The following is an 18,070-nucleotide window of genomic DNA, read 5'->3' on the forward strand; positions in this document are numbered from 1 at the left end:
CAGCGGTGGCTGGGCTACCGGCAACCGCCGAACGGTGGCCGGAACGACATGGCGCGGTCATCGCCAAGGGTGGTGGGCGCGAAGATTACTAGGCTTATCGTCATCCGCCAAACGATTGCCCAACCTATGTGCAGGGTGTCGCTTGCCGGCGACGCTATCGGCTCCTATATCTTTGACATTGCATTATTTTCTTCGGTCGACAGGGAGTGACTGAACATGCTGACCATGTGGTCCTGGATCTTTCTGCTATCGGGGGTGTTTACCGCCCTGGCCATGGCGTTCGATGTCGCGCGCCGGCCTCAGCCCATGGCGATCATGAACATCACCTGGCCGATCACCGGCCTGTACATGCCGCTCGTCGGTTGGTGGGCCTACTGCAAGATGGGGCGTGCGGCGCCGAAGGCTGCGGTGGCCCAGCAGGACCACGCAGGCCACGATCAACACGCACAGAGGCATCACGCCCACGCCGATCAGCACGACCACGACCATGGGCATCACCATGGTGACAAACCCAAGTGGCAGAGCGTATTCGTCTCCGCGACCCACTGCGGCGGCGGTTGCACCCTGGGCGACGTGGTCACCGCACCGATCGCGACGGCCACCGGCTTTGCCCTGCTCGGTTCGACGGTGCTGGGGCACTTCGCGCTCGCTTTCGTCGGTGCCTATCTGTTCGGGGTGCTGTTCCAGTATCTGCCGATTCGGGCCATGGGCGATGCCGGCCCGGGACAGGCGCTGAAGGACGCGATCAAGGCCGATACCCTCTCCCTGATCGCCTTCCAGATCGGCATGTACGCGTGGATGCTGATCGCCCTTCAGGGCTGGATGGGAGAGCTCGACGCCTTCACCGCGCCATTCTGGTTCATGATGCAGATCGCCATGCTGATCGGCTTCGCCACCTCTTACCCGGCCAACTGGATACTGATCAATCGCGGGATCAAGCACGGCATGTAAGCCGGCGGCGAGCCAGGCTGTAGGGCGCATTTGCGGGGCGCCGCCCCGTTGGTCAGAATCGTCGGCCTTTCGATGCCACCGCGACCCGTGACGGACACACCATGCTGCCGAGCGATACCACCGCCACGCCGACCTCCCGCCCGCGCCTGCCCTGGCTGGCGCTGATCCTGCTGTGGCTGGTCGGCGTCTATCTGCGTCTGCCGATCCTGATTGCGCCACCGCTGGCCGGCGAGATCGCGGGTGCTCTCGATCTCGGCAGTGCCGCGGTCGGTGCATTGACCACGGTGCCCTACGTGGTGCTCGCCCTGAGCATGATGCTGGCGGTGCGTGTCACCCGTCGTCTGGGGGTGCTGCCGGCGCTGATCGCGGCGCTGGCGGTGGTGGCGCTGGGCTCCGGCGCGCGCGGGCTGACGCTGTCGGCGCCGGTGTTGTTCGGCGCCTCGATCGTCATGGGACTGGGGCTGGCGGTGATGCAGGTCACGCTGCCGGCGCTGCTGCGCGACTGGACCCCGCACCACCTGGCGCTGGGCAGCGCGGTCTACCTCAACGGCATGACCGTGGGCGAGCTGATCGGTGCCGGCGGCACCCGCCCGGTGGTGCTGGTGCTGGCCGGCGGCGACTGGCAGCTGGCGATGCTCTACTGGTCGCTGCCGGCGCTGGTGATCGTGCTGCTGCTGGGGCTGCGGCTCTTTGCCGGGCCGCGGCCGGCGACGCTCGCCCCGACGCCGACGCGGCGTCGCTCCCGCGGCTGGCGCTCGCCCAGAGTATGGCTGCTGGGGCTGCCACTGGCGGCGACGATCGGCCTCTACATGGCCACCAACGCCTATATGAGCCTGGTGCTCGGCGCGCGCGGCGAGAGTGACCGTCTGGCGCTGGCGCTGCTGCTCTACAACGCCAGCCCGCTGGCAGCCTCGCTGAGCATGATCCTGCGCGGTCGGCGCTGGGTCGCCACGCGCACACCGCTGCTGGTCTGCGGCGTGCTCAGCGTCGCCGGCATGCTCGGCTTTCTCGGTCTCGATGGCTGGCCGGCGCTGCTGGCGCTGATACTGTCGGGCTTCTGCATCACCCTGGAGCTGACCCTGCTGATGGCGCTTCCACCCTGTCTCGAGCGCGGCGAGGGTGTGGCCTCGCTGACCGCAGGGATCTCCTTCGTCGGTTACAGCGTGGCGTTCGTGATGCCGCTGATCGGCGGCTGGCTGGCCGAGGTCTTCGGTCACGCCGAGCTGTCACTGTGGCCAATGGTGGTGTTCGCCGTGGCCAGCCTGTGGGCGCTGCGGCGCGCGCCGCTGACGCCTCTATCCCCGGCCCAGGCATAGGTCCAGGCTCAGGCCCAGGCCCAGGTCCAGGTCCAGGTCCAGGTGAGGTTGTGGTCGCGGGTCCTGGCCGCTGCGTGATCGTGTCGGCATCGTGTCGGATCCTCCGGCGGCCGACCCGCTCGCGCGATTCAGCGGCTACGCTGAAGAGAGGCGGTCGCTTGGCCGCCGGCTGTATCACGTTCATGAATTCAGGAGATGACCCATGGCCATGCCCGCATCGCCCGTTTGGTTGATCACCGGCTGCTCCACCGGTTTCGGCCGCGAACTCGCCCGCCTCGTGCTTGCCCAGGGAGATCGGGCGGTGGTGACTGCGCGCACCCGGGAGCGCGTGGCCGATCTCGTCGCGGACAGTGAAGGGCGCGGGCTGGCGCTGGCGCTGGACGTCACCGACGACACCCAGATCGCGGCGGTCGTGGCGGCGGCCGAGGCCGAGTTCGGGCGCATCGACGTGCTGGTCAACAACGCCGGCTATGGCTACCAGGCCTCCTGCGAGGAGGGCGAGGAGGCGGCCATCCGCGATCAGTTCGAGGCCAATGTCTTCGGGCTCTTCGCCATGACCCGGGCGGTGCTGCCGGGCATGCGCGAGCGCGGCCAGGGCCACGTGATCAACCTGAGCTCGGTCGCCGGGCTGATCGGCTTCCCCGGTTCGGGCTACTACGCCGCGACCAAGCACGCGGTGGAAGGCTGGTCGGATGCGCTCAAGGCGGAAGTGTCGCCGCTGGGCATCGCGGTCACCTGCGTCGAGCCGGGGCCTTTTCGCACCGACTGGGCCGGGCGCTCGCTGTCACAGACGACGACCCGAATCGACGCCTACCGCGATACGGTGGCGGCACGCATGCAGGGAACCAGCGAGGGCAGTGGCCAGCAGCCGGGCGATCCGAAGCGCGCCGCCCAGGCCATGATCGATCTGGTGGCCAATCCTGCGCCGCCGCGTCACCTGGTGCTGGGTAGCTGGGGCGTAGGCAAGGTGATCGAGGCATTCGAGACGCGTCTGGCCGAGGTGCGTGAGTATCGCCAGGTCGGCGAGGCGACCGATTTCCCCGAGTCAGAGCGGCACTGACCGCGGCTTACCATGTCACCCGAGACGCAGCGGTTCGATGGCGATCAGGCCAGCGGCACGCCCAACTCGGCGCTGCCGCTGCTGATCTATCGGCAAGTGATGTCGCCTGCCAGCGCCGAGGCATTCGAGGCGCTGTTCGCGCGTCATGGCTGGGTGCCTGAGTGGCGCTACGGGCTCTACCCCTTCGACCACTTCCACTCGACGGCCCACGAGGCGCTGGGAGTGTTTCGCGGCCAGGCGGTGGCGCGTCTGGGCGGGCCTCAGGGCGAGCGATTCACCCTGGCGGCGGGGGATGTGCTGATCCTGCCGGCGGGCGTGGCCCATGCCTGCGTGTCGGCAGACGATGATTTCTGCATGGTGGGTGCCTACCCGCCCGGGCAGCGCTGGGCGGTGGAGCGGGGCGATCCGGCACAGTTCGGCGCAGCCTGCGCCCGCGTCGCAGCGGTGCCGCTGCCTCCCGCCGATCCGGTCGGCGGGGGGCCGCTTTCGCACTGGCAGCGCGTCTGAGGCGCTGCCCCGGCGTCAGACGCTGAGGCCGACGCTATCCTCCAGCCCCAGATGCACGTTCATGTTCTGGACCGCCGAGCCGGCGGCACCCTTGCCCAGATTGTCCAGCCGCGAGACCAGCGTCAGCCGCTCGGCGTTGCCGAACACGCCCAGATCGACCCGGTTGGTGTCGTTGCACGCCTGGATATCGAAGGCGCCGCCGTCGAGCGTGGCGTCGTCGGCGAACGGCAGGATGCGCACGAAGGGCTCGTCGGCATAGTGCGCGCGGTAGGCGTCGAGCAGCTGCTCGGCATCGATGCCGGGCAGGGCGCCAAGCTGTAGCGGTACGCTCACCGACAGCCCCTTGAGGAAGGGGCCGACGATCGGCGAGAACACAGGCGGCGCGGCCAGCCGGCCGTGCAGCTGCATCTCCGGCAGGTGCTTGTGGCCCTGTCCCATGGCGTAGGGGCGTGGTGCCTGCAGGCGGCCGTCCTGGTCGGCCTCGTAGGCGGCGATCATCTGCTTGCCGCCACCGCTGTAGCCGGTCAGTGAGAAGGCCGAGAACGGGTAGTCAGGCGGCAGCAGGCCGGCGTCGATCAGCGGCCGCACCAGCAGCACGAAGGCGCTGGCGTGGCAGCCGACGTTGGCGATGCGCTTGCTGGCGCGAATCCGCTCGCGCTGGCCGGGGGCCAGCTCGGGCAGGCCATAGACCCAGTCGTCGGCGGTACGGAAGGCGGTGCTGGCGTCGATCAGGCAGGTGTCCGGATTCTCGACCATCGCCGCGGCGTCACGCGAGGCGGCGTCGGGGAGACACAGGAAAGCGACGTCGGCGGCGTTGAGCAGGCGTGCACGTTCGGCCGGGTCCTTGCGCTTGTCGCTATCGATGCGCAGTAGCTCGATGTCGCTGCGTGCTTGGAGATAGTCGAACAGGCGCAGCCCTGTGGTGCCCTCCTGTCCGTCGACGTAGACCCTGTGTGCCATGTCGTTTTCCTGTCGTGTCCGAGTCGCGGTATCAGCCTCCATTGTGCGGTTTTCGCGCCGTCGTGTCATGCCGCGTCGCCGCCTTCGGGGGTGGCGGTGGAGCAGGCGGGCGCGGGCGCCCGGCGGCGGGGGAGGCGTGCGAACGTCGCGTGGCGTCGACTTGGTGTCGTTTGGTGTCAACTTCGGGCGTTGGGTCGTCGCCACAATGGGGCTCTTGTGGGGCGAGCCGGCATGGCTGCGCCCTCGAACACCCGTCGCCCGGTCACACTCGGCCGAGCCACGCCAGGGAGAGCCCGCATGAACCGAGACGTCATTCTGACCTGCGCCGTCACCGGCGCCGGCGATACCGCCGGCAAGCACCCGGATCTGCCGATCACCCCGCGCCAGATCGCCGATAGCGCCCTGGATGCGGCTCGCGCTGGTGCCAGCATCGTCCATCTCCACGTGCGTGACCCGGAGACCGGTGGCGTCAGCCACTCGACCGATCACTTCCGTGAGGTGGTCGAGCGCATTCGCGAGTCCGACGTCGATGCGGTGATCAACATCACCGCCGGTGGTGGTGGCGATCTCTACCCCGAGATTCGCGATGGCGCCATTCACGGCCGCGCCGGCACCGACCTGCAGACGCCGGCCCAGCGCCACGCGCCGGTGGGCGCACTGCTGCCGGAGCTGTGCACCCTCGACTGCGGCAGTCTCAACTTCGGCGAGATGATCTATCTCAATAGCGCCGACTGGCTGCGTGAGCACGCGCGGCTGATCCAGCAGGCCGGCGTCAAGCCGGAACTCGAGTGCTTCGACCTGGGGCATGTCTGGTTCGCCCGCCAGCTGATCGACGAGGGGCTGATCGATGGCGACCCGCTGTTCCAGCTCTGCCTGGGGATTCCGTGGGGCGCCGAGGCCGATACCGAAACCATGCTGGCGATGCGCAACAAGCTGCCGAAAAATGCGATCTGGTCCGCCTTCGGCATCGGCCGCCAGCAGTTTCCCATGGTGGCGCAGTCGGTGCTGCTCGACGGCCACGTGCGGGTCGGCCTGGAGGACAACCTCTATCTGCGCAAGGGCGTCTTCGCTACCAACGCCCAGCTGGTCGAGCGTGCCGCCACCCTCATCGAAAATCTCGGCGGCAAGGTACAGACGCCGGCGCAGACCCGCGAGTCGCTGGGGCTGCGTAAGCCCTGAGCGATGCCTGGCGTCAATCCGTCCTGTGCGAACGTGTCTGTGCCGCTCGCCGCCTGCGCGTTCGCCGTGACTTCTTCCATCTGCACCGTCCATGGAGTGCCTGGATGACCGCATCCGAACTTCCCCGCACTGTCGCCGTGATCGGCACCGGCGTCATCGGCAATGGCTGGATCGCCCGTGCCCTGGCCGCCGGCTGCCGGGTCAACGCTTTCGATCCCGATACCACGGCGGCTGCCCGCACTCGCGCTTTCGTCGCGCGGGCCTGGCCGGCGCTCGAGCGGCTGGGGCTGGCCGAGGGCGCTGACCCCGCGGCGCTGACCTTCGTCGATTCCCTCGACGCTGCCGTCGAGGGCGCCGAGCTGATTCAGGAGAACGTGCCCGAGCGGCTGGCGCTCAAGCACGATGTGTTGCGCCAGCTCGATGCCGTGGCCGCACCCGGGGTGGTGATCGGCTCTTCCACGTCGGGGATCAAGCCGAGCGATCTGCAGTCGGCCTGCACCCGCGAGCCCGGCCGCGTGGTCGTGGCGCACCCGTTCAATCCGGTCTATCTGCTGCCGCTGGTGGAGCTGGTGGGTGGCGAGCACACCCCGCCGAGGGTGGTCGAGCGTGCCCGGGCGCACTATGCCGCGCTGGGCATGCGGCCGCTGGTGGTACGTCGCGAGATCGAGGGCCATGTGGCCGATCGGCTGATGGAGGCGCTGTGGCGCGAAGCGCTGCATCTGGTCAATGACGGTGTCGCCACCACCGAGGAGATCGATGCCGCTGTGGTCTACGGCGCCGGCCTGCGCTGGTCGCTGATGGGCACCTTCCTGACCTTCCATCTCGCCGGCGGCGAGGGCGGCATGCGCCACATGCTGCATCAGTTCGGCCCGGCGCTGAAGCTGCCGTGGACCAAGCTGGAGGCCCCCGAGCTGACGGAAGCGCTGATCGATAAGGTGGCGGATGGCTGCGAGCATCAGGCCGCCGGGCGCAGCGTCGCCGAGCTGGAGACACGCCGCGATGCGTTTCTCACCGAGCTGCTCGCACTGACCCAGAAGTACTGGCCGGAAGCCGAAGGGCTCGAGGGGCGAATCTGATGGCGGCTCAGGCGGAGACGCTCTACCGGACTCGGGTGGCGGACGCCTGGGTCGACTATAACGGTCACATGAACGACGCCGAGTACGCGCGGGTGTTCTCGCTGGCGGTGGAGGCGCTGATGGATCGCATCGGTCTCGATGCGGCCGGCCGTGCCAGGTACGGCTACACTCTCTACACCCTCGAGACCCACCTCTGCTATCGCCAGCAGGCCTATCGCGGCGAAGCGTTGAGCGTGGCGCTGACCCTGCTCGATAGCGACGCCAAGCGTCTGCATGTGTTCTTCACGCTGCATGACGCCGAGGGCAACACCCTGGCGACCAGCGAGCAGATGCTGATGGGTATCGATGTTGCCAGTGGTCGCCCCGCCGGCTTCCCCGAGGCGGTGGCGGCGGCCGTCGCGGCGCTGCCCGGGGCGGGGGGCGACTGGCCCAGCGCCGCGGGGAGGCGAATCGCTATCCGCCGCGGCTGAGATGCGGTGCGGTGGCGGCGTCGGGGTCGTCGAGCCGCGGCTGGCGGGCGGCCCGTGGCGGATGCCCATAGCACTGGCGGTAGGCGCGCGCGAAGCTGGAGGCGGAGCTGAAGCCGCAGGCGAGGGCGATGCTGAGGATGTCGCGCTCGGTCTCTTCGAGCAGATGGCGCGCGCGATCCAGGCGCAGGCCCAGATAGTAGTCGCGCGGGCGCTGGCCCAGCTCGGCGTCGAACAGGCGCTGCAGCTGGCGCGGCGAGAGTCCGATACGCGCGGCCAGCGCGGCGATCGTCAGCGGCTGTTCGAGATGGCGCTCCATCAGCGCCACGGCATCGACCAGCGGGCGGCAGTGGGTGCCCAGGCGGCGGGCCAGGGGCAGTCGCTGGGCCTCCTCCCGCGGGCGCAAACGCGCATGGATCAACTGCTCGGCGGTGTCGTCGGCGAGTGCCTGCCCGTGGTCGCGGGCGATCAGCTCCAGTGCCAGGTCCATGGCCGCGGCGCCGCCGGCGCAGGTGAAGCGCTGGCGGTCGAGTTCGTAGAGCTCCTCGACCGCCTCCAGGGCGGGGAAGCGTTCGCGGAAGGCGGGCAGACTCTCCCAGTGCAGCGTCACCCGATGGCCGTCGAGCAGCCCCATCTCGGCGAGCAGCAGCGGGCCGGTGTCGATTCCGCCCAGCAGCATGCCTTCGCCGGCGCGGCGGTGCAGCCACTGGGAGAAGCGTCGCGACAGGCCGCGATCGGGTTCGAAGCCGGCGCACACCGCCACGCTCGTCAGGGGCGGTGTGCTGGCCAGATCACAGTCCGCCAGCAGGGTCATGTCGTTGCTGGCGGTGACCGGCCCGCCATCCTCGCTGATCAGCACCCAGCGGTAGAGGACGCGCCCGGCGAGGCGGTTGGCGATACGCAGCGGCTCCACGGCGGAGAAGAACGCCAGCATCGAGAAGCGCGGAATCAGCACGAATCCCAGGGTGGCGGGCGGCGCAGGTCTCTTCTCCAGATGCACCACGGGCTCCTCAGGACGCATGACGGCTCTCCACTCAGCAGGGTGATGTGCCGCCGATGGTGGTACGAACTTGCTCCAGGTTATCGCCGGGCATGACGTCTCGGGGCGAAAAGGGGCGTGGCTGGATACCGCGAGGCCACGGGGTGTCACGTTAACAAGGATTCCGCATGGACACACCGCTCTTCGCCTTTTCGCTTCACGACACCCTGGTCGATACCCAGGATGTGGCGGTGACGCTGGCGTTGCGCCTGGATGAAACGGAAGCGTCGGCATTCGCCCGGCGCTGGCGCGAGAAACAGTTGGAGTTCGCCTATCGGCGCGGGCTGATGGGCGCCTACGCCGATTTTCACCGCCTGCAGCGCGAGGCGCTGGAGGCGGTCGATCGCGAGCGCGGCACGCGGCTGGGCGAGGAGAGCAAGCAGGCGCTGCTGGCGCACTGCCGCCGGCTGCCGGCGTTCGCCGATGCCTCCGCTGCGCTGACCCGTCTGCGTGGGCTGGGGGTGCGCTGCGTGGCGTTCGCCAACGCCAGCCGCTACGACATCGAGCTGCTGTTGGACAATGCCGGTCTGGCGCTTCTGCTCGAGGATGTCGTCAGCGCCGAAGAGGTACGGCGCTTCCAGCCGGATGCCGCCCTCTATGCGCACCTGCGGGCGCGCACCCATTCGCGCCCGGAGGCCACCTGGCTGGTGTCGGCGGAGCCCGCGGAGATCATCGGGGCGCGCTACGCCGGGCTGCGTGCCGCCTGGCTCCAGCGCGACCCCCAGCGGGCGTTCGAATCCTGGGGTGATCCACCGGATCTGATGGCGCCCGACCTCGACGCCCTGGCGACCCAGTGTGCGGGGTGGTTCGCGCGGGAGCACCCACACTAGCCGGATGAACCCTGGCCGGATGACCGACGCTTCGCGCCGACCAGGGCTTTCGATCAGGGGGGGCCCGGGGCTCGAGACCAAAGGGCTGGAAGCCAGGTGCCGGAGATGCGCTACGCTGAACAGGAGTCGCACGCGTCTGGCCTGTGCGCCGGCCCGTGGCGACCCTTCCCCCGTCGAGCCGCAGGTCGCCCATGCGTGTCATCCGCTCTCCGCGCCTGAACCCTTTCCGCTGCCGCCGCCGCGAGGTAGTGCGGCGCGGCCTGTGGCTGGCTTGTCTGCTGCTCGGCGGCTGGCTGGCGCTGGTGGCGCTGGCCCAGCCGCCGGGCCCGGCGACCGCGCTGATCCTGACGCTCGACGACAGCCTCAATCCGGCTACTCGCGACTATCTCGAGCGCGGGATTGCCGAGGCCGAGCGGCGCCAGGCCGCACTGGTGGTGATCGAACTCGATACCCCGGGAGGGCAGTTCGAGTCGCTGCGTCGGCTGGCGCAGACCATCCTGGCCTCCCGCGTACCGGTGGTGACCTACGTCACCCCCAGCGGTGCGCGCGCCGCCAGTGCCGGCACCTATCTACTCTACGCCAGCCAGGTGGCGGCGATGACCCCCGGCACCCATCTGGGCTCAGCGACCCCGGTGGCGGCGGGGGGCGATGATGCCGAAGACTCCCCCATGCGGCGCAAGATCGTCGAGGACGCGGTGGCCATGCTGCGTGGCTATGCCGAGCACTACGGCCGCAACGCCGAGTGGGCCGAACGGGCGGTGCGCGAGGCGGCCAACCTGAGCGCCGAACGCGCGCTCGAGCTTGGGGTGGTGGATGTCGTCGCCGACGATCTGAATGGCCTGATGACCCAGCTCGACGGTCGGCAGGTACTGCTGGCCAGCGGCGAGCGTCGTCTGGCCACCGCCGACCTCGTTCAGGTGCGCGAGCCGCCTGGCTGGCGCACCCAGCTGCTCTCCCTGATCGCAACGCCGACCATCGCCTATGGGCTGTTGCTGCTCGGCTTCTACGGCCTGGTGTTCGAACTGGCGAGTCCGGGCATCGGTCTGCCCGGCGTGGCCGGTGGCATCGCGCTGCTGCTGGGGCTGTTCGCCTTTCAGTTGCTCGCCCTCGACGTTGCCGCGCTGGCGCTGGTTCTGCTGGGTCTGGCGCTGATCGTGGGCGAGGCGTTCCTGCCCAGCTTTGGCGTGCTGGGGCTGGGGGGTATCGTCGCCTTCGTGCTGGGTTCGATCATGCTGATGGATGGCGCCCACAGCGATCTGGCCTGGCCGCTGGTCGGCGGCACCGCACTGGTCGCCGGCGGGTTTCTGCTGTGGGCGGTGCTGCGTCTGGTCGCGGTGCGCCGACGCCTGCCCCAGGCCGGAAGTGACGAGATGCTGGGGGCCGAGGCGCTGGCGCTGACCGACTTCAGCGCTGGCCGCGGCAAGGTTCAGGTGCGCGGCGAGCGCTGGCAGGCGCGTAGCGGCGTGCCCATTCGACGTGGCGACAAGCTGCGCATCACCCGGGTAGAGGGTCTGGTGGTCACGGTCGAGCCGCACCACCCGCCGCCCGCGGCATGAGATCAGGGTCTGCCTCGAAGACGTGACGATTCGCGGCGGCCATCCGGCGCGGCGATTCGCGCCAGCCGACGACAGGAGACTTGCCGATGTTCGCCTATCTCGTACCCAGCGTGCTGCTGGTGCTGCTGCTGTTCGCCTCGATCCGGATTCTGCCCGAGTACCGGCGCGGGGTGGTCTTCTTCCTCGGGCGTTTCCAGGCGGTCAAGGGCCCGGGGCTATTCCTGCTGATTCCGGTGGTGCAGAAGATGCAGGTGGTGGATCTGCGCGTGATCACCATGGACGTGCCGGAGCAGGACGTCATCTCGCAGGACAACGTCACCGTCAGGGTCAATGCGGTGCTCTATTTCCGCGTGGTCGATCCGCAGAAGGCGATCATCCAGGTGGAGAACTACGTCAACGCCACCAGTCAGCTCGCCCAGACCACACTGCGCTCGGTGCTGGGCAAGCACGATCTCGACGAGATGCTCTCCGAGCGCGACAAGCTCAACGACGACATCCAGGAGATCATCGATGGCCAGACCGAGGCGTGGGGCATCAAGGTGGCCAACGTCGAGATCAAGCATGTCGATCTCGACGAGAGCATGATTCGCGCCATCGCGCGCCAGGCCGAGGCCGAGCGCGAGCGGCGCGCCAAGGTGATCCACGCCGAGGGCGAACAGCAGGCGGCGGAGAAGCTGGTCGAGGCGGCCAACATCATGTCGCAGAACCCGGCCGCGCTGCAGTTGCGCTATCTGCAGACGATGAGCGACATGAGCAACAAGAACGCCTCGACCATCGTCTTCCCGCTGCCGATGGATGTGATGGAGGCGTTCAAGGCGATGCGCGGGGTGCACGGCGGCTCCGGCAGCGGGACTCAGACACCGCCGCGTTGACGCCGCTGCGCACCGGGCGACATGCGGTGCCAGGGCTGGCACCGAGGTCGGTGCGCGAGGGCGTTGGCATCGGAGCGCGAGCGTGTATCCTGAGCGGGCCCTTTTCCGCGACCGCTACGGGAGTTCCGCTTGGCCACTTCACCCTCTTCTCCGGCGCAGCAGCCCAGCGCGCTGGCCATCTTCGATCTCGACGACACCCTGCTCGACGGCGACTGCACCCACCTCTGGCTCGAATGGGTGATCGCCTGCGGCTGGGTCGAGGAGAGCGAGGCGCTGCTGGCGCGCATGCGTGAGCAGGATCTGCAGTATCACGCCGGCACCCTGGACATGACCGAGCACCTGCGCTTCACCCTCGGCCCGCTGATCGGCCGCCAGCGCGATACGGTGCGTGAACAGGTCGAGGCGTTCGTCCAGCGTTCGGTGGCGCCGCGGCTGATGCAGGGCGGAGTCGAGCGGCTCCGGCAGCACCGCGAGCGTGGCCACGCGACCCTGGTGATCTCGGCCTCGATGCACCATCTGGTCGAGCCGATCGCGCGTTTCGTGGGTGCCGACGGCGCGCTCGCCACGCTGCCGGAGCTGGATGCCGAGGGGCGTTTCACCGGTGAGCCCACCGGCATCCACACCTATCAGCAGGGCAAGCTCGACGCCTTCGCCGAATGGCTCAGGGCCCACGACACCGGCTTTGCCGAGGGCTGGGAGACCTGGGGCTACAGCGACTCCTACAATGACCTGCCGCTGCTCGAGTTCGTCGACCACCCCCACGCCACCCAGCCGGATGCCCGCCTGCGGGCGACTGCCGAGGCGCGTGGTTGGCCGATCCTCGAGTGGCGTTAGGCGGTTTCATCAGATGGGGCCCAGGTCGGCCGTCGACGCTGGTCGCCGGCGGCCAGCGTCTATCACCACGATTGAGATAACTCATCGCGAGGCCGCGTTGCGCTTTTGGTAACTCAGGTATATCTTGTCAACCATGGTTTAACTTGATAACCCGGGCGACACTTCGCGGATGACGTGGGCTCGCCCGGCCGTCGACATTCCGAGGTCAGCGTGTCCAACAGTGTGAGTGACGCCCGCGCGGCACGCGCGGACCCGTCGGTGCCGGCACGACAGCGTTCGCTGCTGGCGCGTTTTCTGCCTTTCTTCGGCCCGGCGCTGATCGCCGCGGTCGCCTATATCGATCCTGGCAACTTCGCCACCAACATCGAGGCCGGCTCGCGCTACGGCTATACCCTGCTGTGGGTGGTGCTGTGGGCCAATCTCATGGCGATGCTGATCCAGACGCTGTCGGTGCGCCTGGGGCTGGCCACCGGACGCAATCTGGCGGAGATGATCCGCGAGCGCTATCCGCGGCCGCTGGTGTGGTTCTACTGGGTCCAGGCCGAGCTGGTGGCGATCGCCACCGATCTGGCCGAGTTCCTCGGTGCGGCGCTGGCGTTCCACCTCCTGTTCGGGCTCTCGATGCTGGAGGGGGCGCTGCTCACCGGCGCGGTCACCTACGCGGCACTGACCATGCAGCGCTACGGGTTTCGCCTGCTCGAGGTGATCATCGGCAGCATGCTGCTGGCGGTAGCGGCGGGCTTCGTCACCCAGATCCTGATGGGCCGGCCCGACGCCGGGCCGGCGCTCACCGGGATGCTGGTACCGCAGTTCCCTGACGGCTACGCGGTCTTTCTGGCCGCGGGGATTCTGGGCGCCACGGTGATGCCCCACGTCATCTATCTGCACTCGTCGCTGTCGCAGCGGCGCATTCCGGCCACCACTGACGACGAGCGCAAGCGCGCGATGCGCTTCTATCGCTGGGACGTGATCATCGGCATGGGGGTCGCCGGGATCATCAATCTCTCGATGCTGGCGCTGGCAGCGGCGGTGTTCTTCGACAACGGACGTACCGGCGTGGCCTCGATCGAGCAGAGCTATCAGCTGCTGTCGCCACTGATGAACCGTGAGCTGGCGAGCACGCTGTTCGGATTCACCCTGCTGCTGGCGGGGCTGTCGTCGTCGATCGTCGGCACCATGGCGGGGCAGGTGGTGATGCAGGGCTTCGTCGGCTTCACCATTCCCATCTGGCTGCGCCGGCTGCTGACCATGCTGCCGGCGATCGCGGTGATCATGCTCGGCCTGCCCGAGCAGCAGGTGCTGGTGGCGAGCCAGGTGGTGCTCAGCTTCGGCATTCCCTTCGCCCTGGTGCCGCTGATCCAGTTCACCGCGCGCCGCGGCTTGATGGGCAATCTGGTCAGCCGGCGCTGGGTCACGCTGCTGGGTTGCGTGGTGGCCGCGGTGATCATCCTGTTGAATGGTTATGTGTTGGCCTTCGAGTTGCTGTAGGCTCTCTACGTGTCGTGAACGGGCGGCGCCGCTCGCGCGTGGCCGTTTACCCCATTCGATGTCGATGAGAACGCCATGCCAGGAACACCCCGACCACGTTATGCCCGCTTCGAGCGCACTCGTCTCGATCATCAGCAGGAGCTGGTGGAAGATTACGTGGAAGAGATCGCGCAGCTGCATCGCGATCATGGCGAGGCACGTGCCAGCGATCTGGCGGAGCGTTTCGGTGTCAGTGCCGCGGCGGTCTCCAAGGTGATCTCACGACTCAAGCGCGACGGCCTGGCCGAAGCGCGCCCCTACCGCGGGGTCTTCTTGACCGAACAGGGGCGGGCGCTGGCGGAGAAGGTCGAGGCGCGCCACCAACTGGTGCTGGCCACGCTGCTCGCCCTCGGCGTCCCGGCGCACGTCGCCGAGGCGGACTCCGAGGGGATCGAACACCACTGCAGCGATGCCACCGTCGAGGCAATGCAGCGCTTTCTGGAGTCGCGGCCGGCATCACGCTGACTCTCGCGGCTGGGCTGATTACTACGTTGGTGTTAGACTGCGCCAGCGCTGTCGCCCCGCCCCGGGTCATCGACCCCTCCGGTAGCCGCCTGGCTCCCCAGCGGTGGTGCGACACTCCCGGGACCGCGAGGCGTCTTACGCCCCTCGCTCGAGACATGGCACCGACATGCACGTATCGATGACACGCGCCACCGTTAGCATGACGCCACCCTAGCGTCGACTCCCTCCGCGTGAGCCACGCTCGCGTTCGACTTGTCGACCCGCCGTACGGCCGGGCCGATCAGGTCCGTTTTCGTTCGTATTACCGATTCTCGTTTGAACCCAAGCGCTTCGAAGCCAAGCGTTTTGAACACTAGCCAAGCCGCGTTGCGACTGCGGCCGAGCGGGCAAGACGCGTCGACGTTCGCCAGCGCTGCGTGTGCTGGCCGGCGTCGCCAGCATCCGCTATCGGCCCCGCGGCATGACCCTGAGTGGACCCTGCAATGCTCGACACGATAAGACAACACTGGTTCTCCAACGTCCGCGCGGACGTGCTGGCCGGCGCCGTGGTGGCGATGGCGCTGATTCCGGAGGCGATCGCATTCTCGATCATCGCCGGTGTCGACCCCAAGGTCGGCCTCTATGCCTCGTTCTCGATGGCGGTGGTGATCGCCTTCGCCGGCGGCCGTCCGGGGATGATCTCCGCCGCCACTGGCGCCACGGCGCTGTTGATGGTGACCCTGGTACGCGACCACGGGCTGCAGTACCTGCTCGCCGCGACCCTGCTGACCGGGGTGATCCAGATCCTGTTCGGCTATCTCAAACTCGGCGCGCTGATGCGCTTCGTCTCGCGCTCGGTGGTCACCGGTTTCGTCAACGCGTTGGCGATCCTGATCTTCATGGCCCAGCTGCCGGAGCTGACCGGGGTCACCTGGCACGTCTACGCCATGACCGCCGCCGGGCTCGGCATCATCTATCTGTTCCCCTATGTGCCGGTGGTGGGCAAGACGCTGCCGTCGCCGCTGGTCTGCATCGTGGTGCTCACCGGGGTCTACATGTTCAGTGGCATGGATATCCGCACCGTGGGCGACATGGGCCAGCTGCCCGATTCGCTGCCGGTATTCCTGCTGCCGGACGTGCCGCTCAATCTGGAGACGCTGTGGATCATCCTGCCCTACTCGCTGGCGATCGCCGTGGTCGGCCTGCTCGAATCGATGATGACCGCGACCATCGTCGACGAGCTGACCGATACCCCCAGTGACAAGAACCGGGAGTGCAAGGGGCAGGGGCTGGCCAACCTCGCCACCGGCTTCCTCGGTGGCATGGCCGGCTGCGCGATGATCGGGCAGTCGGTGATCAACGTGAAGTCCGGCGGCCGCAACCGCCTCTCGACCCTGGTCGCCGGGGTCTTCCTGCTGATCCTGGTGGTGTTCCTGGGTGACTGGGTCTCGCAGATCCCGATGGCCGCGCTGGTGGCGGTGATGATCATGGTCTCGATCGGCACCTTCAGCTGGGAGTCGATCCGCGATCTGCGGCGCCATCCGCTGTCGACCAATATCGTCATGGTGGCCACGGTGATCGTGGTGGTGGCGACCCACAATCTGGCGATTGGCGTGCTGGTCGGGGTGCTGCTGGCGTCGCTGTTCTTCGCCAACAAGGTGGGGCAGATTCTCTATGTCGGTAGCCGCATGGACGCGGACGGCGAGACCCGCGAGTATGAAGTGATCGGACAGGTGTTCTTCGCCTCTTCGACTCGCTTCACCGACAGCTTCGACTTCAAGGAGGCGGTGCCGCGGGTGCGTATCGATCTCTCTCGCGCCCACTTCTGGGACATCACCGGCGTCGGCGCGCTGGACAACGTGGTGATCAAGTTCCGCCGCGAGGGCGCCGAGGTCGAGGTGATCGGACTCAACGAGGCCAGCGCCACCCTGGTCGACCGCTTTGCCGTGCACGACAAGCCGGACGCGGTGGAGAAACTCATGGGCCATTGAGTGCCCTCGCAGGATGCAGACGGCGCAAGCGCGTCGCGATGACAACCCCGCCGCCCAGGGGCGTGATAGGCTCGGGTGGCGGGTGCCAGGCAACAGGAGAATGCCATGAGTGAACGTCAGGTTCTCGGCTGTATCGACGACTCCAGCCACGCGCCGGCGGTATGCGCCGCCGCGGCGTGGGCCGCGGCGCGGATCGGCGCGCCGCTCGAACTGCTGCACGTGCTGAGTCGCGGGCAGGGCGGCGCCGAGCGCGACACCAGCGGCCATATCGGTCTGGGCAGTCGCGAACATCTGCGCGAGCAGCTGACCCGGCTCGACGAGGAGCGCGCCAAGCTCGCGCAGCAGCACGGACGCGAGCTGCTGGCGGCAGCCAAGGCCCAGGCCGAGGCGTCCAGCTCGCTGACGGTGGCCACTGCGCTGCGCCACGGCGATCTGCTCGAGGCGCTGAGCGAGCGCGAGGCGCAGACCCGGCTGGTGGTGCTGGGCAAGCGCGGCGAGTCCGTGGCCGAGGCGCAGGATCACCTGGGCAGCAATCTGGAGCGGGTGGTGCGCGCACTGCACACGCCGATCCTGGTCACGCCGCCCGAGTTCCAGGCGCCGCAGCGGCTGCTGCTCGCCTTCGATGGCGGCCAGACCACCCGCAAGGGGGTCGAGATGATCGCCGAGAGCCCGCTGCTCAATGGCCTGGTGTGCCACGTGGTGATGGTCGGCGCCGGTACCGACGATCAGCGGGCCCAGCTCGACTGGGCGCTGGCGCGGCTGCGCGAGGGGCAGGTCGAGGCCGAGGGCGAGATCCTCGCCGGCGACGTCGATGACGTGCTGGGCCACTACGCCGAGCGCGAGCATATCGACCTGATGATCATGGGTGCCTACGGCCACTCGCGTATCCGCCAGCTGCTGGTGGGCAGCACCACCACGGCGATGCTCAGGCATTCGCGCAGCGCCACCCTTATACTGCGCTGACCCCGGCGGTTGCCGTGGAACCCATCACGCCGCGCCCGAGGCGCGGCGAGCTAAAGGAGCGAGAAGAGCCATGACCATCCAACGCCACGACACCCAGACCCGCATGAGCCGCGCCGTGATCCATAACGGCACCGCTTATCTGTGCGGTCAGGTCAGCGGCCCGGAGGCCCGCGAGGGCGATATCACCGCCCAGACGATCAGCATGCTGTCGCGGCTGGATGCGCTACTGGAGGAGATCGGCTCCGACCGTGAGCATCTGCTCGCGGCGACGATCTATCTCGCCGATGGCGCCGACTTCGCCGCCATGAATACGGTGTGGGACGCCTGGGTGCCGGCAGGCCACGCGCCGGCACGTACCTGCATCACCGCGCCGATGCCGGCGCCCGAGCTGAAGGTGGAGATCACCGTCACCGCGGCGATCAAGTAACCCGCGCCTCCCTTCGATCCACGCTGTGCGCTCTTCGTCTCTCGGTCTGGCCCACGCCGGGACCGGGTGGC

The 18,070-nt window shown here is 68.3% G+C and carries 18 protein-coding genes; 16 read left to right on the forward strand and 2 right to left on the reverse strand.

The window, feature by feature from the left end; all coding sequences use genetic code 11:
• The first annotated feature begins 216 nt into the window (after window positions 1-216).
• The 4 genes from DOM66_RS13045 to DOM66_RS13065 all read left to right on the forward strand — a co-directional run bounded on the left by DOM66_RS13045 (window position 217) and on the right by DOM66_RS13065 (window position 3,834).
• The gene (locus DOM66_RS13045; RefSeq protein WP_110690470.1) at window positions 217-951 is read left to right on the forward strand and encodes a DUF4396 domain-containing protein; all 735 of its coding nucleotides are present in this window, start codon (window positions 217-219) and stop codon (window positions 949-951) included.
• 101 nt (window positions 952-1,052) lie between these two features.
• Window positions 1,053-2,267: an MFS transporter gene (locus tag DOM66_RS13050; protein ID WP_110690472.1), complete on the forward strand. Its 1,215-nt coding sequence runs from the start codon at window positions 1,053-1,055 to the stop codon at window positions 2,265-2,267.
• Between the two features lie 202 nt (window positions 2,268-2,469).
• Window positions 2,470-3,327, forward strand: coding sequence for an oxidoreductase (locus DOM66_RS13060; RefSeq protein WP_110674629.1), 858 nt, complete (start codon window positions 2,470-2,472; stop codon window positions 3,325-3,327).
• 12 nt (window positions 3,328-3,339) lie between these two features.
• Complete coding sequence (locus DOM66_RS13065; protein WP_110674628.1) at window positions 3,340-3,834, forward strand: cupin domain-containing protein; 495 nt, start codon at window positions 3,340-3,342, stop codon at window positions 3,832-3,834.
• 15 nt (window positions 3,835-3,849) lie between these two features.
• Here DOM66_RS13065 and argC read toward each other — a convergent pair whose 3' ends face one another.
• Complete coding sequence (gene argC / locus DOM66_RS13070) at window positions 3,850-4,794, reverse strand: N-acetyl-gamma-glutamyl-phosphate reductase (protein WP_110674627.1); 945 nt, start codon at window positions 4,792-4,794, stop codon at window positions 3,850-3,852.
• Between the two features lie 297 nt (window positions 4,795-5,091).
• On the opposite strand from argC, the gene DOM66_RS13075 reads away from it, so the two are divergent.
• The 3 genes from DOM66_RS13075 to DOM66_RS13085 all read left to right on the forward strand — a co-directional run bounded on the left by DOM66_RS13075 (window position 5,092) and on the right by DOM66_RS13085 (window position 7,519).
• Complete coding sequence (locus DOM66_RS13075; protein ID WP_110690478.1) at window positions 5,092-5,973, forward strand: BKACE family enzyme; 882 nt, start codon at window positions 5,092-5,094, stop codon at window positions 5,971-5,973.
• Window positions 5,974-6,077: 104 nt separating this feature from the next.
• Window positions 6,078-7,049 (forward strand): L-carnitine dehydrogenase, encoded by a 972-nt coding sequence (locus DOM66_RS13080; RefSeq protein ID WP_110690479.1) that lies wholly within the window; start codon window positions 6,078-6,080, stop codon window positions 7,047-7,049.
• Window positions 7,049-7,519 (forward strand): thioesterase family protein, encoded by a 471-nt coding sequence (locus DOM66_RS13085; RefSeq protein ID WP_110690481.1) that lies wholly within the window; start codon window positions 7,049-7,051, stop codon window positions 7,517-7,519. Before DOM66_RS13080 ends, DOM66_RS13085 begins: the two co-directional genes overlap by 1 nt.
• Here the strand turns inward: DOM66_RS13085 and DOM66_RS13090 are convergent.
• Window positions 7,503-8,537 (reverse strand): GlxA family transcriptional regulator, encoded by a 1,035-nt coding sequence (locus DOM66_RS13090; RefSeq protein ID WP_110690484.1) that lies wholly within the window; start codon window positions 8,535-8,537, stop codon window positions 7,503-7,505. The two genes, DOM66_RS13085 and DOM66_RS13090, sit on opposite strands and share 17 nt — an antisense overlap.
• 146 nt (window positions 8,538-8,683) lie before the next feature.
• Here DOM66_RS13090 and DOM66_RS13095 point away from each other — a divergent pair, with 146 nt between their 5' ends.
• The 9 genes from DOM66_RS13095 to DOM66_RS13135 all read left to right on the forward strand — a co-directional run bounded on the left by DOM66_RS13095 (window position 8,684) and on the right by DOM66_RS13135 (window position 17,999).
• The gene (locus DOM66_RS13095) at window positions 8,684-9,385 is read left to right on the forward strand and encodes a haloacid dehalogenase type II (RefSeq protein WP_110690487.1); all 702 of its coding nucleotides are present in this window, start codon (window positions 8,684-8,686) and stop codon (window positions 9,383-9,385) included.
• 191 nt (window positions 9,386-9,576) lie between these two features.
• Window positions 9,577-10,941 carry an NfeD family protein gene (locus DOM66_RS13100; RefSeq protein ID WP_110690489.1) on the forward strand — a complete coding sequence of 455 codons (1,365 nt, stop codon included), beginning with the start codon at window positions 9,577-9,579 and terminating at the stop codon, window positions 10,939-10,941.
• Between the two features lie 86 nt (window positions 10,942-11,027).
• Window positions 11,028-11,813, forward strand: a complete 786-nt coding sequence (locus DOM66_RS13105) for a slipin family protein (protein WP_110674620.1) — start codon at window positions 11,028-11,030, stop codon at window positions 11,811-11,813.
• 129 nt (window positions 11,814-11,942) lie between these two features.
• Window positions 11,943-12,647 (forward strand): HAD family hydrolase, encoded by a 705-nt coding sequence (locus tag DOM66_RS13110; RefSeq protein ID WP_110690491.1) that lies wholly within the window; start codon window positions 11,943-11,945, stop codon window positions 12,645-12,647.
• Window positions 12,648-12,857: 210 nt separating this feature from the next.
• Window positions 12,858-14,135, forward strand: a complete 1,278-nt coding sequence (locus DOM66_RS13115; RefSeq protein WP_110690493.1) for an Nramp family divalent metal transporter — start codon at window positions 12,858-12,860, stop codon at window positions 14,133-14,135.
• A gap of 75 nt (window positions 14,136-14,210) precedes the next feature.
• Window positions 14,211-14,639: a manganese-binding transcriptional regulator MntR gene (gene mntR, locus DOM66_RS13120; RefSeq protein WP_110674617.1), complete on the forward strand. Its 429-nt coding sequence runs from the start codon at window positions 14,211-14,213 to the stop codon at window positions 14,637-14,639.
• A 482-nt stretch (window positions 14,640-15,121) separates the two neighbouring features.
• On the forward strand, window positions 15,122-16,609 hold the full coding sequence (locus DOM66_RS13125; RefSeq protein WP_110690496.1) for a SulP family inorganic anion transporter: 1,488 nt from the start codon (window positions 15,122-15,124) through the stop codon (window positions 16,607-16,609).
• 105 nt (window positions 16,610-16,714) lie between these two features.
• A complete protein-coding gene (locus tag DOM66_RS13130; protein WP_110674615.1) occupies window positions 16,715-17,572 on the forward strand; it encodes a universal stress protein in 858 nt (285 codons plus the stop codon).
• A 70-nt stretch (window positions 17,573-17,642) separates the two neighbouring features.
• On the forward strand, window positions 17,643-17,999 hold the full coding sequence (locus tag DOM66_RS13135) for a RidA family protein (protein ID WP_110674614.1): 357 nt from the start codon (window positions 17,643-17,645) through the stop codon (window positions 17,997-17,999).
• Window positions 18,000-18,070 lie beyond the last annotated feature (71 nt).

Origin of the sequence: Salinicola endophyticus, assembly GCF_003206575.1 — a bacterium.
GTDB lineage: Bacteria > Pseudomonadota > Gammaproteobacteria > Pseudomonadales > Halomonadaceae > Salinicola > Salinicola endophyticus.

Coding starts and splice junctions, on each gene's coding strand:
- DOM66_RS13045 (WP_110690470.1), top strand. CDS start 217: ATGCTGACCATGTGGTCCTGGATCTTTCTGCTATCGGGGGTGTTTACC.
- argC (WP_110674627.1), bottom strand. CDS start 4,794: ATGGCACACAGGGTCTACGTCGACGGACAGGAGGGCACCACAGGGCTG.
- DOM66_RS13075 (WP_110690478.1), top strand. CDS start 5,092: ATGAACCGAGACGTCATTCTGACCTGCGCCGTCACCGGCGCCGGCGAT.
- DOM66_RS13130 (WP_110674615.1), top strand. CDS start 16,715: ATGAGTGAACGTCAGGTTCTCGGCTGTATCGACGACTCCAGCCACGCG.
- DOM66_RS13080 (WP_110690479.1), top strand. CDS start 6,078: ATGACCGCATCCGAACTTCCCCGCACTGTCGCCGTGATCGGCACCGGC.
- mntR (WP_110674617.1), top strand. CDS start 14,211: ATGCCAGGAACACCCCGACCACGTTATGCCCGCTTCGAGCGCACTCGT.
- DOM66_RS13095 (WP_110690487.1), top strand. CDS start 8,684: ATGGACACACCGCTCTTCGCCTTTTCGCTTCACGACACCCTGGTCGAT.
- DOM66_RS13105 (WP_110674620.1), top strand. CDS start 11,028: ATGTTCGCCTATCTCGTACCCAGCGTGCTGCTGGTGCTGCTGCTGTTC.
- DOM66_RS13125 (WP_110690496.1), top strand. CDS start 15,122: ATGCTCGACACGATAAGACAACACTGGTTCTCCAACGTCCGCGCGGAC.
- DOM66_RS13065 (WP_110674628.1), top strand. CDS start 3,340: ATGTCACCCGAGACGCAGCGGTTCGATGGCGATCAGGCCAGCGGCACG.
- DOM66_RS13100 (WP_110690489.1), top strand. CDS start 9,577: ATGCGTGTCATCCGCTCTCCGCGCCTGAACCCTTTCCGCTGCCGCCGC.
- DOM66_RS13060 (WP_110674629.1), top strand. CDS start 2,470: ATGGCCATGCCCGCATCGCCCGTTTGGTTGATCACCGGCTGCTCCACC.
- DOM66_RS13090 (WP_110690484.1), bottom strand. CDS start 8,537: ATGCGTCCTGAGGAGCCCGTGGTGCATCTGGAGAAGAGACCTGCGCCG.
- DOM66_RS13135 (WP_110674614.1), top strand. CDS start 17,643: ATGACCATCCAACGCCACGACACCCAGACCCGCATGAGCCGCGCCGTG.
- DOM66_RS13085 (WP_110690481.1), top strand. CDS start 7,049: ATGGCGGCTCAGGCGGAGACGCTCTACCGGACTCGGGTGGCGGACGCC.
- DOM66_RS13050 (WP_110690472.1), top strand. CDS start 1,053: ATGCTGCCGAGCGATACCACCGCCACGCCGACCTCCCGCCCGCGCCTG.